General features: G+C 68.1%; 18 protein-coding genes and 1 tRNA gene. 12 read left to right on the forward strand and 7 right to left on the reverse strand.

Going from position 1 to position 14,265, the window contains the following annotated elements:
- Positions 1 to 83: 83 nt before the first annotated feature.
- Positions 84 to 158 (reverse strand) — tRNA-Gly (locus tag ACFE65_RS01295).
- A 144-nt stretch (positions 159 to 302) separates the two neighbouring features.
- Between ACFE65_RS01295 and ACFE65_RS01300 the strand changes: the two genes are divergently transcribed.
- The 10 genes from ACFE65_RS01300 to ACFE65_RS01345 all read left to right on the forward strand — a co-directional run bounded on the left by ACFE65_RS01300 (position 303) and on the right by ACFE65_RS01345 (position 6,180).
- Positions 303 to 1,223 (forward strand): tetratricopeptide repeat protein, encoded by a 921-nt coding sequence (locus ACFE65_RS01300; protein ID WP_375380508.1) that lies wholly within the window; start codon positions 303 to 305, stop codon positions 1,221 to 1,223.
- On the forward strand, positions 1,220 to 1,867 hold the full coding sequence (locus ACFE65_RS01305; RefSeq protein ID WP_375380509.1) for an LON peptidase substrate-binding domain-containing protein: 648 nt from the start codon (positions 1,220 to 1,222) through the stop codon (positions 1,865 to 1,867). The genes ACFE65_RS01300 and ACFE65_RS01305 overlap by 4 nt, the downstream gene beginning before the upstream one ends.
- A 41-nt stretch (positions 1,868 to 1,908) precedes the next feature.
- Positions 1,909 to 2,052, forward strand: coding sequence for a hypothetical protein (locus ACFE65_RS01310; protein ID WP_375380510.1), 144 nt, complete (start codon positions 1,909 to 1,911; stop codon positions 2,050 to 2,052).
- On the forward strand, positions 2,049 to 2,219 hold the full coding sequence (locus ACFE65_RS01315) for a Trm112 family protein (protein WP_375380511.1): 171 nt from the start codon (positions 2,049 to 2,051) through the stop codon (positions 2,217 to 2,219). The genes ACFE65_RS01310 and ACFE65_RS01315 overlap by 4 nt, the downstream gene beginning before the upstream one ends.
- Positions 2,216 to 2,611, forward strand: a complete 396-nt coding sequence (locus ACFE65_RS01320) for a hypothetical protein (RefSeq protein ID WP_375380512.1) — start codon at positions 2,216 to 2,218, stop codon at positions 2,609 to 2,611. The genes ACFE65_RS01315 and ACFE65_RS01320 overlap by 4 nt, the downstream gene beginning before the upstream one ends.
- A 73-nt stretch (positions 2,612 to 2,684) precedes the next feature.
- A complete protein-coding gene (locus ACFE65_RS01325; RefSeq protein ID WP_375380513.1) occupies positions 2,685 to 4,055 on the forward strand; it encodes a S41 family peptidase in 1,371 nt (456 codons plus the stop codon).
- Between the two features lie 5 nt (positions 4,056 to 4,060).
- Entirely contained in the window at positions 4,061 to 4,570 is a 510-nt protein-coding gene (locus tag ACFE65_RS01330) for a disulfide bond formation protein B (protein WP_375380542.1), read from the forward strand.
- On the forward strand, positions 4,567 to 5,112 hold the full coding sequence (locus ACFE65_RS01335; RefSeq protein WP_375380514.1) for a demethoxyubiquinone hydroxylase family protein: 546 nt from the start codon (positions 4,567 to 4,569) through the stop codon (positions 5,110 to 5,112). Before ACFE65_RS01330 ends, ACFE65_RS01335 begins: the two co-directional genes overlap by 4 nt.
- Positions 5,113 to 5,125: 13 nt before the next feature.
- Positions 5,126 to 5,596 carry a hypothetical protein gene (locus ACFE65_RS01340; protein ID WP_375380515.1) on the forward strand — a complete coding sequence of 157 codons (471 nt, stop codon included), beginning with the start codon at positions 5,126 to 5,128 and terminating at the stop codon, positions 5,594 to 5,596.
- Positions 5,597 to 5,640: 44 nt separating this feature from the next.
- Positions 5,641 to 6,180, forward strand: coding sequence for a DUF2306 domain-containing protein (locus ACFE65_RS01345; protein ID WP_375380516.1), 540 nt, complete (start codon positions 5,641 to 5,643; stop codon positions 6,178 to 6,180).
- A gap of 7 nt (positions 6,181 to 6,187) precedes the next feature.
- On the opposite strand, the gene ACFE65_RS01350 is transcribed toward ACFE65_RS01345, so the two are convergent.
- Positions 6,188 to 6,820 (reverse strand): DedA family protein, encoded by a 633-nt coding sequence (locus ACFE65_RS01350; protein ID WP_375380517.1) that lies wholly within the window; start codon positions 6,818 to 6,820, stop codon positions 6,188 to 6,190.
- A 65-nt stretch (positions 6,821 to 6,885) separates the two neighbouring features.
- On the opposite strand from ACFE65_RS01350, the gene ACFE65_RS01355 reads away from it, so the two are divergent.
- Complete coding sequence (locus tag ACFE65_RS01355) at positions 6,886 to 7,686, forward strand: aldo/keto reductase (RefSeq protein ID WP_375380518.1); 801 nt, start codon at positions 6,886 to 6,888, stop codon at positions 7,684 to 7,686.
- Positions 7,687 to 7,719: 33 nt separating this feature from the next.
- Here ACFE65_RS01355 and ACFE65_RS01360 read toward each other — a convergent pair whose 3' ends face one another.
- From ACFE65_RS01360 to ACFE65_RS01375, 4 genes are all read right to left on the reverse strand, one after another.
- Positions 7,720 to 8,517: a Crp/Fnr family transcriptional regulator gene (locus ACFE65_RS01360; RefSeq protein WP_375380519.1), complete on the reverse strand. Its 798-nt coding sequence runs from the start codon at positions 8,515 to 8,517 to the stop codon at positions 7,720 to 7,722.
- Positions 8,518 to 8,905: 388 nt separating this feature from the next.
- Complete coding sequence (locus ACFE65_RS01365) at positions 8,906 to 9,316, reverse strand: Crp/Fnr family transcriptional regulator (RefSeq protein WP_375380520.1); 411 nt, start codon at positions 9,314 to 9,316, stop codon at positions 8,906 to 8,908.
- On the reverse strand, positions 9,213 to 9,725 hold the full coding sequence (locus tag ACFE65_RS01370) for a Crp/Fnr family transcriptional regulator (RefSeq protein ID WP_375380521.1): 513 nt from the start codon (positions 9,723 to 9,725) through the stop codon (positions 9,213 to 9,215). The genes ACFE65_RS01365 and ACFE65_RS01370 overlap by 104 nt, the downstream gene beginning before the upstream one ends.
- A 130-nt stretch (positions 9,726 to 9,855) precedes the next feature.
- Positions 9,856 to 11,304, reverse strand: a complete 1,449-nt coding sequence (locus ACFE65_RS01375) for a UdgX family uracil-DNA binding protein (protein ID WP_375380522.1) — start codon at positions 11,302 to 11,304, stop codon at positions 9,856 to 9,858.
- Between the two features lie 200 nt (positions 11,305 to 11,504).
- Between ACFE65_RS01375 and ACFE65_RS01380 the strand changes: the two genes are divergently transcribed.
- Positions 11,505 to 12,959, forward strand: coding sequence for a glycosyltransferase (locus tag ACFE65_RS01380; RefSeq protein ID WP_375380523.1), 1,455 nt, complete (start codon positions 11,505 to 11,507; stop codon positions 12,957 to 12,959).
- Here the strand turns inward: ACFE65_RS01380 and ACFE65_RS01385 are convergent.
- Entirely contained in the window at positions 12,907 to 14,166 is a 1,260-nt protein-coding gene (locus tag ACFE65_RS01385; protein WP_375380524.1) for a putative DNA modification/repair radical SAM protein, read from the reverse strand. The genes ACFE65_RS01380 and ACFE65_RS01385 overlap by 53 nt on opposite strands.
- Between the last annotated feature and the right edge of the window lie 99 nt (positions 14,167 to 14,265).

A 14,265-nucleotide genomic window follows, 5' to 3' on the forward strand; every position in this document is an offset into this window, starting at 1 on the left:
AACGCGTGGCGGACGCGGCAGGTCCGGTCGTCACCATAAGCGCGGGAGATCGGCGGAGCGACGAGCCGTGTCGGCCTGGTCGCTGGAGCGGGCGAAGGGATTCGAACCCTCGACCCCGACCTTGGCAAGGTCGTGCTCTACCCCTGAGCTACGCCCGCTCTGGCGTTCTGCGGCCCGGCCGTCGGCGGCCGGGTGCGGGTGAGGCGCGCTACTAGCTTGGGGTTTCGCCAACGGCAAGCCCCAAACGAAAACCCTTGGCGCGGGCGCCCGCGCGCCCACATAAGAGACGTACACAAGGGAGCATGATCTTGGCCACCACCCTCGGGCTATCCGCCGCCGACAAGGCCGCCGTGGAGCAGTTCCGCCGCGACGTCGTCGAGCCGTCGATGACCGCGCTCGTCATCATCGATTTCTGGGCCGAATGGTGCGGACCGTGCAAGGCGTTGACGCCGTTGCTGGAGAAAGTCGCAGCCGCCTATGCCAACAAGGGCGTGGTGCTGGCGAAGGTCGATACCGACAAGAACCAGTTCATCGCCCAGCAATTCCAGATCAAGTCGATCCCGACCGTCTATGCGATGTTCCAGGGCCAGCTCGTCGCGGACCTCACAAGCGCGCGGAGCGAGTCGCAGCTGAAGGCGACGCTGGACCAGTTGCTCAAGCAATTGCCGGTGCAGGATGGCGCGGCCGATCAGGAAGCGGAACTCGAGCCGTTGATCGAGATGGGCGAGGCGGTGCTGACGGAAGGCGACGCCGAACGCGCGCTCGGCATCTTCGACCAGTTGGCCGAGATGGCACCCGACCATCCCCAGGTCGTGTCCGGCCGCGTCCGCGCGCTGGTCGCGGCGGGGCTGACGGACGAGGCGGAGGCGACGATCGCGGCGTTGCCGCCGGAATTGGCGAAACTGCCCGAAGTCACCCGTGCGCAGTCTGCGCTGGCGCTGGCGAAGACGGCGCAACCGGTCGGCGATCTCGCGGCGCTGGAGGCGAAGGTCGCGGCCGATCCGTCGAACATGGAGCTGCGCTTCGAGCTTGCCAACGGCCAGGTCGCGGCGGGCGAGCGTGATGTGGCGGCCGATACATTGCTCGCGATGGTGAAGGACGATCGCGAGTGGAACGACGGCGCGGCGCGTGCGCAGTTGCTCAAGCTGTTCGAGGTCGTCGGCCTGATGGACCCCTGGGTGTCGCAGCAGCGCCGCCGCCTGTCCGCGATCCTGTTCGGATGAGCGCCGCCCAGTCCACCGCCGGCGCCTCCACGCGGCTGTCGATCTTCCCGCTACCGGGCGCGCTGCTGTTCCCGGGCATGCACCTGCCGCTGCACATCTTCGAGCCGCGCTACCGTGCGATGGTGTCGGATGCGGTGGCGCGCGATCGGCGGATCGGGATGATCCAGCCGCGGCCGATGACGGGGAAGGACCCGCAGCGCCCGCCATTGTTCGATCTGGGCTGCGTCGGGCGGATAGCCGAGGTGGAGGCGATGGAGGATGGACGCTACAACCTCATTCTTGAGGGCCTGTCGCTGTTCCGCGTCGTGCGCGAGCTGGAGGTGGCAACGCAATTCCGTCAGGTCGAGGCCGAGTTGCTGCCGGTTCCCGCGGACGAGCCGCTGGCGCTCGCGATGCGGTCGTCGCTGGAACTCGAATCGCGCCGGTTCGCGGCCGCGCAGGGATATCAGGTCGACTGGGAGTCGGTCGCGCGGCTGGACGACACCGCCTTCGTCAACGGCATCGCCCAGATCGCCCCGTTCGACGCCGCCGCCAAACAGGCGCTGCTGGAGGCGCCGAGCCTGGAGGATCGCGCCGAGTTGATCGTGCAGTTGCTTCAGTTCTTCGGCCGTCACGACGGCGAGGATCGGGTCACGTTGCAGTGACGCGGCGGCGCAGGGGCAGCCGCAAGCAGGGCGCTTTAACGATGGTGTGGCTGTTCTTCGCCAACCTGTTCGAGCCGTCGAAGGTAGCCGCGACTGAACAGATCGACACGCAGCAGCGGATCGGGGCCGAGCACCTGACCGTGACACGGGCGGCGGCCGCCCCGCCCAGGCCGCGCGAGCCGTGATCGATCCCTGGCTCCTCGAACGGCTGGTCTGCCCAATCACGCGCACGCCCCTGCGCCTCGACGAAGCCGCAGGCGAGCTCGTGTCGGATGCCGCCGGGCTCGCCTATCCGATCCGCGACGGCGTGCCGGTCCTGCTGATGGAGGAAGCGCGCGAGACGGGACGATGAGCGACCCGCTCGACCTGACCGGCGCGTGGGAGGGCATCTTCAACTATCCGCGCGGGCTCCCGCCTGGCGACTTCCGCGCTGAGCTGCGCGACGCCGCGGGAGCGATCACGGGCGAGACGGAGGAGCGCGGCGATGCGGACCAGGCGGGCCTCACGCTCCACGCGCTGATCGTCGGCACCCGATCGGGCACGGCAGTGGCGTTCACCAAGCGGTACGACGCGCTGGCTCGGGCGGCCGATCCCGTCCGGTATGAGGGCACGCTGTCGCCCGACGGCGACGAGATCACCGGCCGCTGGTCGATCCCCGGCAGCTGGTCGGGCAGCTTCATCATGGTTCGCGCCGCCCGTCGGACGGCACCGGCGGCCGTCGAGATGGCGGAGACGGTGCGCTAGCCTCGCGAGCGTACACCCGCGGTTCACCGGCCGGCTGCTTGGAGGCACACAGGAAATCCGCTAAAGACCTCTGATGCCCCGCAGCTTAGTCCGCAATCTCGTTCCCGCCACCGCGCTGGTGGCCACGCTCGCGTTGATCCCAGCCGCGACCGCGGGAATGGCGGCGGTCGACACCAACACCTATCGCGAGATGGACAAGTTCCTCGACGTCTACAATCGCGTCAAGGCAGACTATGTCGACAAGGTGAACGACGACAAGCTCATCAAGGGCGCGATCCAGGGCATGCTCGCCAGCCTCGACCCACATTCGGCCTATGAGGACGCGCTCGACTTCGACAACCTCAAGATCATGACGGAGGGCAATTACGGCGGCCTCGGCCTCTCCGTCACGATGGAGGACGGCGCGATCAAGGTGATGAGCCCGCAGCAGGGCACGCCAGCGAGTCGCGCAGGGATCAAGTCGGGCGACTACATCACCCACATCGACGGCAAGCTGATCTACGGCCAGACGCTGGACGAGGCGATCGGAACGATGCGCGGCAAGGCGGGCAGCAAGGTCGCGCTGACCATCGTGCGCCCCGGCCGCGACAAGCCGATCGACCTCGTGCTGACGCGCGAGGTCATCACGCAGAAACCGGTGAAGTGGGAGGTGAAGGGCCAGGTCGGCTATATCGACATTACCACCTTTTCCGAGAACACGGGCGCCGATACGCGCGCGGCGATCATGGGCGTGCAGAAATCGCTCGGCCACGATCCGCTGGGCTATGTCGTCGACCTGCGCGACAATGGCGGCGGGCTGCTGACACAGGCGATCGCGGTCAGCGACGCGTTCCTCGATCATGGCGAGATCGTCTCGCAGCGCGGGCGCGAGAAGAGCGACATCGAGCGTTACTACGCCCGCCCTGGCGATGACGCCCACGGCGTGCCGGTCATCGTGCTCGTCAACCAGGGCACCGCGTCCGCCAGCGAGATCGTCGCCGGCGCGCTGCAGGACCAGCACCGCGCGCTCATCATGGGCGAGCGGTCGTTCGGCAAGGGATCGGTGCAGACGCTGATCCCGCTCGGCCCGGAGACGGCGCTGCGCCTCACCACCGCGCGCTATTACACGCCGTCCGGCCGATCGGTGCAGGAAGGCGGCATCGCGCCCGACGTCGCGGTGCCGGAGCTCAACGATCCCGACTACAAGTCGCGGCCGAGCTTCCGCGAGGCGGACCTTCAGCGCCACCTCATCAACGAGGTGAAGGCGGACGACAAGGCGCTGGAGGAGGATACCAAGGCCGATCCGCGCTTCGCCGCCACGGCCGACGGCCTGAAGAAGCAGGGGATCGACGATTTCCAGCTCTGGTACGCGCTGAAGACGCTCAATCGGCTCGCGCCGGCCGGTGCCGCGCCTGCGCCGCAAGTCGCCGCGGCGGCCGCGGCCGCGCATCGGGTGCGGCGATGAACGACATGGCGTCGCTGCCGCGCGCATCGATCGACAGCGACACCGGCGCGCGGTTCCGTGCCGCCCGCTGGGTCGCGCTGCTGCTGCCCGCCGCGTTACTGGCGGGGGCCTGGGGATCACAGCTCATCGGCGGGCTGGTGCCGTGCGAGATGTGCCATTGGCAGCGGTGGCCGCATTACGGCGCGCTGGCGCTCGCGCTGCTCGCCTTCGCCCTGCCCAGGCGCGCGCTGGTGGCGCTGGCGGGCGTGGCGATCGCCGCGTCGGGTGCGATCGGCGTGATTCATGCCGGCGTCGAATATCACTGGTGGAACGGCTTCACCGCCTGCACCTCCACGGTCGCCAAGGGGCTGTCAGCGGACGAGATGCTGCGCCAGATCATGGCCGCACCGGTGATCCGCTGCGATGCGGCGCAGTGGCGGCTGGCCGGCATTTCGCTCGCCGGCTGGAACGCGATCTTCTCGCTGGCGGGGGCCGCCGCGATCGGCTGGCTGCTTCGACCAAGGACAACGCGATGAGCACCACGACCAGCTGGAAGCCCGGCGACCGCCGCCCCGCGACCGCGCCGATAATCCGCGTCGACCAGGCGGGCGAGTTCGGCGCGATCCGCATCTATGCCGGACAGCTCGCGATCATGGGCGACCGGCACCCGATAGCGCGCGAGATCGCCGGGATGGCGCTGCAGGAGGAGAAGCACCGCGCGTATTTCGACCGGCAGCTCGCCGAACGGCGGGTGCGCCCGACGTTGCTGTCGCCGTTCTGGAACGTCGCCGGCTTCGCGCTGGGCGCCGTCACCGCCGCGATCGGCCCGGAAGCGGCGATGGCCTGCACCGCCGCCGTCGAGACCGAGATCGACAAGCATTACGCCGATCAGCTCGTAGAACTGGGCGACGCCGACCCCGAGCTGAGCGAGGCGATCACGGAGTTTCAGGCCGAGGAGCTGGAGCATCGCGACACCGCGCTCGCCCATGGCGCCGAGCGGGCGCCCGCCTACCCGCTGATGAGCGCGGTGATCCGGCTGGGCTGCCGCGTGGCGATCGCCACGTCGCAGCGGATCTGAAGAGGACAGAGGAATGGTTTTCAACCGCTTGCTTCCGATGACCGCGCTGGTCTTCGCCGCCGCTCCGGCCGCTGCGCAGAGCATCGGCCCGACCAACCCGAGCGCCCCCCCGATCCGCACCGTCGCCGCGCCGCCGCCTGAGGTAAGTCACGAGGCGCCGATCAACGGCGTCCTGACGCTCTACGGCAACCAGCGCTGTCCGACCGACTCGACCGGCTCCGAGGTGGTGGTGTGCGTCCGCCAGGGCGCGTCCGAGCAGTTCCGCATTCCTAAGGGCCTGCGCGAGTTCAAGATCACGCCGCAGAACGAGAGCTGGGCCAAGAACCAGTCGCTGGCGATGACCGCCGGCAATGACGGCATAGGCAGTTGCACCGCCGTCGGCGCAGGCGGCGCGCTGGGCTGCACCATGCAGCAGACGCACATCGCCAAGGCGGAAGCAAAGGCCCGCGCGAAGGACGCGACGCCGGACTTGACGGGGTATTGATTCCAGCCGCGGGCGCGTCATGCTGCGCGTCCGGAGGTTTGAAGATGGCAGGCACGGCGGCGGCGGATGTTGACGACACTCAGCTGACAACTCCCGGCGTTCGGCCTCGTCCGATCGGATCGGATGCCTATGAGCGGGTTCTGGCCTGGGCTTCGCTCACGTTGTTCGCGGTGGCGTTGGTTGCGATCGGCCGGGGTCGGCCGGAATGGAACCGGATACCGGCACTGATCTGGCTGCACCTCGCCACTGTCCTGTTCGCGACCGGATTGACGCCGGTGATCCTGCTCGGCCGGCGCGGGGATCGGCGGCACCATAAACTTGGCCGCGTCTGGTCAGTGGCGATGATCGGCACCGCGGCGATGACGCTGGGCATCCGGGTGGTCCATCCGGGCCACTGGAGCTGGATCCATCTGCTGTCGATCTGGGTGCTGCTGTTCGTCCCGCGCCTGTGGTGGACGGCCGCGCACCATCGGGTGGAGGCCCATCGCCGCGCGGTGCGTGGCGTCGTGACCGGCGCGATCCTGATCGCCGGCTTCTTCACCTTCCCGTTCGGGCGATTGATGGGCCGATGGCTGTTCGGGTAGCCCGCTTTTAAGTCTCTTTACGCCTGCCCCGCACCCGGTGCCACACATAGCCCGCCACCAGGATCACCAGCACCGCCGCGATCAGCGCGTCCGCCCGATGGAACCAGGCCTTGAGCCTGGGGTCACTGTTCCACCGGTCGCCCAGCCTCATCCCCACCCAGGCGAGGCCGAAGCACCAAGGCCACGATCCGACGAACGTATAGACGTGGAACGGCACTAGCCGCATCCGCGCGACGCCGGCGGGAAAGGCGATGAACGAGCGGATCACCGGTAACAGTCGCCCGATCAACACCGCCGGGCCGCCGAAGCGCGCGAAGAAGCGGTCCGCGGCGTCGAGCTCGCCCGGCCCGATCAGCAGCCAGCGGCCGTACCGCATCGCCAGCGGCCGACCGCCACGCCTGCCAATCTCGTAACCGACGACCGAGCCCAGATTGCACCCGATCGCCCCCGCCGTCGCCGCGCCGATCAGCGAGAAATGGCCGGTCGAGACCAGATAGCCCGCGAACGGCATGATCACCTCCGACGGCAGCGGCACGCACGCGCTCTCGATCGCCATCAGCAGCGCAAGGCCCGGATAGCCGCCGGCGGCGATCACGCCGGTGATGATGCCGGCGAGCCAGCCGATGACGCGTTCGATCATGCCCTGTCCTAGCCAAGCCGGGCGCGGATGGGAACCGGCCCGGGGCACGGCGGGTTCGGAAAACCATGGCGAACCTCACCCTCAACGACGGCCGCTCGATGCCGCAGCTCGGCATGGGCACCTGGCAGATCAAGGATGCGCAGGCGGCGGCGATCGTCCGCACCGGGCTGGACCTCGGATTCGAGTTGGTCGACACCGCCGCCATCTATGGCAACGAACTGGGCGTCGGCGACGGGATCAAGGACGCCGATGTCTGGATCACCACAAAGTTGTGGAACGACCGGCAGGGCGATGTCGAAGCCGCGCTCGACGAGAGCCTGGCGCTGCTCGGGCTCGACGCGGTCGATCTGTATCTAATGCACTGGCCGGTGCCGGCGCAGGACCGGTACCTCGATGCATGGCGGGCGATGATCGGCCTTCGGGACGCGGGCAAGGCGCGCTCGATCGGCGTGTCCAACTTCCTGCCCGACCATCTCGACCGCATCCTGGCGGCAACCGGCGTGACGCCTGCTGTCAACCAGATCGAGCTGCACCCCAAGTTCCAGCAGCGTGAGGCCCGTGCCTACCACGAGGCGCATGGCATCGTGACGCAGAGCTGGAGCCCGATCGGCCAGGGCAAGGATCTGCTGAAGCACGATGTGATCGTACGGATCGCGGGAGCGCACGGCCGCAGCCCGGCGCAGGTGGTGATCGCCTGGCATCTGGCGCACGGCTTCTCCGTGATCCCCAAGGCCAGCGACCGCGAGCATCTGTCCGACAATTTCGCCGCGTTGGACCTGACGCTGAGCGCGGAGGACCTCGCCGCGATCGACGCGTTGGACTCGGCGGACGGACGGCTGGGACCCGATCCGGCGATCTTCGGCTGACCGTCGGCGCTGCCTGCTCGCAGCAGGCCGGTCTCAGGCCTGCGGGATGAACGCCGCCGTGCGGGTCCAGTCGGGGGCGTGGAAATTGAGGTAGCTCGGATCGAACTCGCCGACGTTGCGCAGGCTGCGCACGTCGGGGATCCGGACGGCACGATTGCTCTTCGAGATCAGCCCGTCCTTGTGGAGCTGACGCATCGTGCGGTTCACGTGAACCGAGGTGAGGCCCAGCGCGTCGGCGAACACCTCCTGCGTCACGGGCAGCTGGAACTGGCTCTGGTTCGATTCCTCGCGGCCCAGGCGGGCGCTCAATTCGCAGAGCACATGCGCCAGCCGCTGGCGCGCCGACAGACGGCCGATGCAGAACGTCCACTGCCGGTGCATCGCCGCATCCGACAGCGCGATGAAGAGGAAGGTGCTGGCGATGCCGGTATGCGCGGCGGCAAGCGCCAGCGCCCGATCGCGGGGGATCACCAGGACGCGCATCTCGGTCAGCGCGCGGATGCCATAGCCGCCCTTGGCGAGGCCCAGGACATCGATGTTGGCGGTGTCGCCCGGCACCAGGAAGCCCGATATCTGCCGCCGGCCGTCGCGCGAGGTGTGATAGCGGCAACCCCATCCTTCGAGGATGATGAAGACGCGATCGGGCACCTCCTCCTCATTCACGAGATCGGATCCGCACCGGACGGCGCGCCCCATCGACGAGGCATGTTCCAGCGCCTCGCGTTCCTCGCGGGACAGTAGCGACGAGGTGCCGAGCCGTGCTCCGGCGAGCGTGGGACGAGCCGACCGCAGGGCGGGCGGGATGACGATCGGTTTGAGGGCCTCAAGCATGATCGCACCTCGCACCGGCCAGCATTGTCTCGACGTTTTCAGGACACCGGTCGGCAGGCTGGTAACGGGCGGCGACCCTCTGCGAGCGGATGGCCAAGGATGCCCGTTTCAGCTCCGTTTCGGTGCGGCGACGACGATAGTTGAGCCAGTCATCGGCCATTGGAACTCTCCGGATCGACTCCGAGGTGAGGCTACCAAGCCATCAACCACATGCGCCCCAAGGACACCGTCATGTGACGATCCATGTCTTAAACTGATCCAAAGTCGCCACACTGCACCAATGCAGGTTTCCGACAAATCTTCTTGAGGAAAATCAATGTTATCGTCGTACCCCGTACCGGGTAACCACTTGTCTGCGGATACCCACTTGATCTGGATGAACGAGTGTTCAGGATCGTTTGATGAATGACAGCGATGACAATGGCTTGATCAGTTTACCGACCCTGTCGACCACATCCGGATCGCCGGACTCGCTGCGTTCCAGATGCAGGTATTTGGCGTCGAACTGCGCGATCTCGCGCAATCTGGTCGGGTTGGTGACGGTCAGCGTCCGGCTGCGCAATTCGATCAACCCGTCTTCGCGGAACCGCTGGAGGATGCGGTTGATGTGCGACGGCGTCAGCCCGGTCGCATCGGCAAGGTCGTTCTGCGTCATCGGAAAGTCGAAGGCGAGATCGTCCGCTTCGCCGACCACGCTATATCGGACCAGCATTTCGTAAAGCAGGTGCGCCAGACGTTCGGTCGCATCGCGGCGGCCGAGATCGACGATCCGCTCGCGCAGCACGCCCAGATCGACCATCGTGCCCCACCACAGCCTCCGCCACCGGCGACACCTCGCGCAGCGTCTTCTTCATCTCGTCGGCATGGATCATCGCCGTGGTACTGGCCGAGATCGCCGCGACGCTGTGATCCATCCGGTTCAACACGAAGATCTCGGCGTCGCACAGGTCACCCGGCACCAGGAACGCCATGATCTGGCGCTCGCCGTCGGGCAGCATGGTGTACCGGCAGGCGATGCCGGTCAGCAGCACGTGGCAGTGGTTCGAGTGGCTGCCCTGGGGGATGATATCCTTCCCCGCGGCATGCGACCGCTGCTTGGCGGAGATGAGCAGATCGAGCCGGCCCCGCTCGTCCGTACTGAATCTCGTGAACTGCTCCATCTTCAGCGCCCAGGGATTCTTCACGTCGATATTCCTCACGGTCAGCACGTACTTCGGCGGCGTGGCCGGCGGCCCTCCTGCACACTCGGTCGACGATCGTACTAACCTATGATGGAACTATATTATTGCGATAGATCAGTCGTCCGATACCTTTCACGCTTGTCGCCGCTGCCATGCATCAACTCGTCGCCAATGCATCCTTCACCAGCCGCAGGTCGGCGACGAACCGGGCATATTCCTCCGCCGCCCGGTCGGGCTCCGGGATGCGCAGGAGGAAGCTCGGGTGGACGGTGATCCACGCCTGCCCGCCGCCACCCGTCTCCGTGCTGCCAGGCAAGGTGATCGCGCGGCCGCGTTCCTTGCCGATCGTCACCACCCGGCCCATCAGCGAGCGTGCCGCGGTCGCGCCCAGCGCCACCGTCACCTTGGGGCGCAGCAGCATGCGCTCCTGGTCGATCCACCAGCGGCACGCGTCGATCTCGCCGGCGTCAGGCTTCGCGTGGATGCGGCGCTTGCCGCGGGGCTCGAACTTGAAGTGCTTGACCGCATTGGTGACATAGGCGTCGGCGCGCGGGATGCCCGCCTCCGCCAGCGCGCGATCGAACATCTGGCCGGCGGGGCCGATGAACGGACGGCCCTGCAGATCCTCGTTGTCGCCGGGCTGCTCGCCCACGAACATCAGCGGCGCGCCGACCGGCCCCTCGCCGAACACGGTCTGCGTCGCGGGCTTGTACAGGTGACAGCGGGTGCAACCGCGCGCCTCCTCGCGCAGCGCCTCCCATGCGGCCTGCGCATTGCCGCCGATGCCGTCCCTCGTGTCCGCCGCCTGCGCGGTCTGTGCCGTTTCGATCATACCCAGCTCCCGTGCTCGCGCGCCTGCGATCAGTTCGGACACCAACGCGGTCTCGGGCATGTTTTTCCAGTATTTGCGCGGCATCTCCTTCAGCATCGCGCCGACCTTCAGCCGGGCGGGATTGAAGATGGAGGCGTAATAGGTCTTCCACACCGCCTCGATCGGGTCGCCTTCGGGGGCGTCGGCCTTGCTCGCGCCCGGGCCCTCGCTCAGTGCCTGGCCGTCCCAGTGAAGCGACACCGCCGGCGTCAGGATCGACCAGCGCATGCTGGCAAAGCGATTGACGAAGAAGGCCGCGTTGGCGCGCACGATATGATGCTCGGGCTCGAACCACGCGACGTAACGGGTCTCGCCGTCCTCCTCGGGAGCTTCGCGAAAACGCACGAACGCGCGCATCTTGTGGATGTCGCGGCGCACCGTCTTGGCCAGCCCCTCCAGCCGGCGGACGAGCGGATCGGCATGGTCGTCCATCAGCTTGGGCTGGGTGCGGAGCCGCACGAGCGCGGTGTACAACAGCGCGAACCGCTCAGGATCGCTCGCCAGCACCGCCGATCGCGCGGTGTCGATGAACAGGCGGGATACCGATCCCGCGGCGCCTGCCGCGGGCGGCCCGGCGGTCGCGCGTGCGTTCGCCTCGCCCGCGAACAGGTCCGTCGGTGCATCGCCGACCTGCCAGACGACGTCGTCCGCCGGCACGCCTTCCGCCGCAAGCGCCCGCGCCGCATCGCGCCAGCCGTCGAAATCGTCGGGCTCGGCAAGCGCGACGACCCTCATGCCGCCACCTTGCGCGACTCGGCGTGGTGGAATGTGATGGGACTTGAGTAACTGAACATGCGGAAGCCATGACACAGCCGCTTCGTGGGCGGCAGGGGGGACGCAACGACGGATCGCCGCCCCGGCAAGGGACGTGCTCTGGTTAAACAGGCCGACGCAGCCGCTCGGATGCACGGGCGTGCTGCTGTACAAGGCGACCCATGGTCGACGCCCCGCCCCGGATCGAACGCCGTGCTTCCGCCGCTGCCCCCGCTGGCGCCATTGCACTGTCCGCGCTGTTCGCGGGGCTTGCGCTCTACGCCTGCTGGTCGGCTCCAGGGCTGGCGGAGCGGTGGGGGATCGCGCCGGCTGGCCTCGTACTGCTCGCTGTCTGGGTTGCGGCGGCGGCGTGGGCAGCGGCGACGGCGGTGCGCGATCCAGGTCGTGTGGGCTGGGCGGGGTTCGCGATCGTCGCGATCGCGTTCCGCCTCGCCAGCCTGACCCTCGTGGCGGGGCGCGAGTCGCCGGGCGATCCGCACTGGTATCTGGAACTCGCGCGGCACTTGCTCTCGGGTCAGGGTCTGTTCCTCGACGATCCGGCGATGGGCACGCGCGTCTATGCGGAGTTCCCGCCGGCCTATCCGGTGCTCCTCGCCGGCTGGAGCGCGATCGCGGGTCTGTCGCCGGTCGCGGTGCTGACGCTCTCGACCCTGCTCGACGCGCTGGCGGCGGCGATGATCGCGAGCCTCGGGCGGCGGATAGGCGCGGCGCGCGCCGGCCGCGCGGCTGCGGCGCTGTACCTCATCTGGCCGTCGGTGCTGTTCAACGCCCCGCTCGCGCAGAAGGAGAGCCTCGAACTCGTCGCGGTGCTCGCGCTGGCGCATGGCTGGGTGGGCGCGGAGTGGGTCGACTGGCGGGCGGCGCTGCGCATCGGTCTGCCCGCGGGGCTGCTCGCGCTGACGCAGCCGGGGATGGCGGCGATGGCGGCGCTGTTCGGGCTCGCGATGGCGCCACGGCTCGGTTGGCGGCGGTTTGCCGGGCTGGCGGCGGTCGGCGCGCTGGTGGCGGCGGCGGTGATGATGCCGTGGTGGGTGCGCAATTGGCGGCTGTTTCATGCCTTCGTGCCGCTCACCAGCGTCGGCGGCCTGTCGCTGTGGGTCGGCGAGAACCCCGGTGCTACCGGCAACTGGATGCCCTATCCCGCCGCGCTCGTCGGCCTGCCGGAGCTCGCCTGCTCGCGCGCCGCCGGCAGGCTGGCGATCGACTGGATGATCCACCATCCGGCGGGCGTGGCGCACCTCACGGTCGCCAAGTTCCTGCGCGCGGCGGGCGTCGGCCAATTCGCGATCACGCGGCTGGCGGCGATGCGGCCCGGACTTGCGCCCGGCCTGACGGCGACGCTGCTGCCGCTCGCGCACGGATCGCAGTTCGTGCTGCTGGCGGCCGGGGCGGTAAGCCTGCTGGTGCGGCGGCGGCCGACTCTGACAGCCTTGATCCTGACGATCGTCGCGCAACTGCTGGTGTTCGGCCTGCCGTTCGAGTTCAGCGAGCGGCACCGCGAGGTGCTGACGCCTTTCCTGCTGCTGTCGATCGCATTGGGCGTGCAAGGCGCGATGGCGTACGTCAGGCGGCGAAGAGCTCCAGCTGTTCCTTCCTGGGCGCAACGATCGGCCTGAGTTCTGCCCTTAGTTCGGCCTTGTCCGCCAGCACCACCGGCCGCCAGTCCTCCGCGACGATGAACGGCCGCACCTTCGCGACCGACACCGTCAGCCGCGCGACGTCGTCCAGCCGCAGCCGCCGCCAGCGCCGCGCCGCGAGGATCGAGCCGACCGCCTTCACCCCCAGCCCCGGCACGCGCAGCAGCGCCTCGCGCGGGGCACGGTTGACGTCGACCGGGAACGAGCCGCGGAACTTGAGCGCCCAGGCGAGCTTGGGATCGATGTCGAGCGGCAGCATGCCCGTCGCCTGATCGGCTGCGGCCGCCACCTCGTCCGGCCGATATTCGTAGAAGCGCATCAGCCAGTCCGACTGATACAGCCGGTGCTCGCGCATCAATGGCGGACGCTGGAGCGGCAGGACGGCGGACGCATCCGGGATCGGACTGAATGCCGAGTAATAGACCCGCCGCAAGCCGAACCGATCGTAGAGATGCGACGCCTTGCCGATGATGTCGCCGTCCGTCGCTGCATCCGCGCCGACGATCATCTGCGTCGACTGGCCGGCGGGTGCGAAGCGGGGCGCGGACTTGTAGCGCTTGCGCGCATCAGCCGTGTCGACGATCGCCGTCTTGAGGTCGCCCATCGCCCCCTCGATCCGCGCGCCGTCCTTCTCGGGCGCGAGCCGCTTCAACCCGCCCGCGGTCGGCAGCTCGACGTTGATCGATAGACGGTCCGCGTACAGCCCTGCCTGATGGACCAGCGCCGGATCGGCGTCGGGGATCGTCTTCAGGTGGATGTAGCCGCGGAAGTGATGATCCTCGCGCAACGACCGCGCGACCTCCACCATCTGCTCCATCGTATAATCGGACGAGGCGATGATGCCCGATGAGAGGAACAGCCCCTCGATATAATTGCGCCGATAGAAGGAGAGCGTCAGGTTGACGACCTCCGCCGGCGTGAACCGCGCGCGGCGCACGTTGCTGCTCTTGCGATTGATGCAATAATGACAATCGAAGATGCAGCTGTTCGTCAGCAGAATCTTGAGCAACGAGATGCACCGGCCATCGGGCGCATAGGCGTGGCAGATGCCCATGCCCTCGGTCGAGCCCAGCCCCTTGCCGTCACGGCTGTTGCGCTTCGCGGTGCCCGACGAGGCGCAGGACGCGTCGTACTTGGCCGCGTCCGCCAGTATCTCGAGCTTCTGACGGACGTCGAGTTGAGCCATGTGTTCGATATACGTTCGCCTACGCGCGGCGCAAGCGACGCAGATTATTCCAGTTCCAGGATCGTCTGATCGACCGCCAGGCTGTCGCCTGTCTTGGCG

Origin of the sequence: uncultured Sphingomonas sp. (assembly GCF_964237335.1) — a bacterium.
Classification (GTDB): Bacteria; Pseudomonadota; Alphaproteobacteria; order Sphingomonadales; family Sphingomonadaceae; genus Sphingomonas.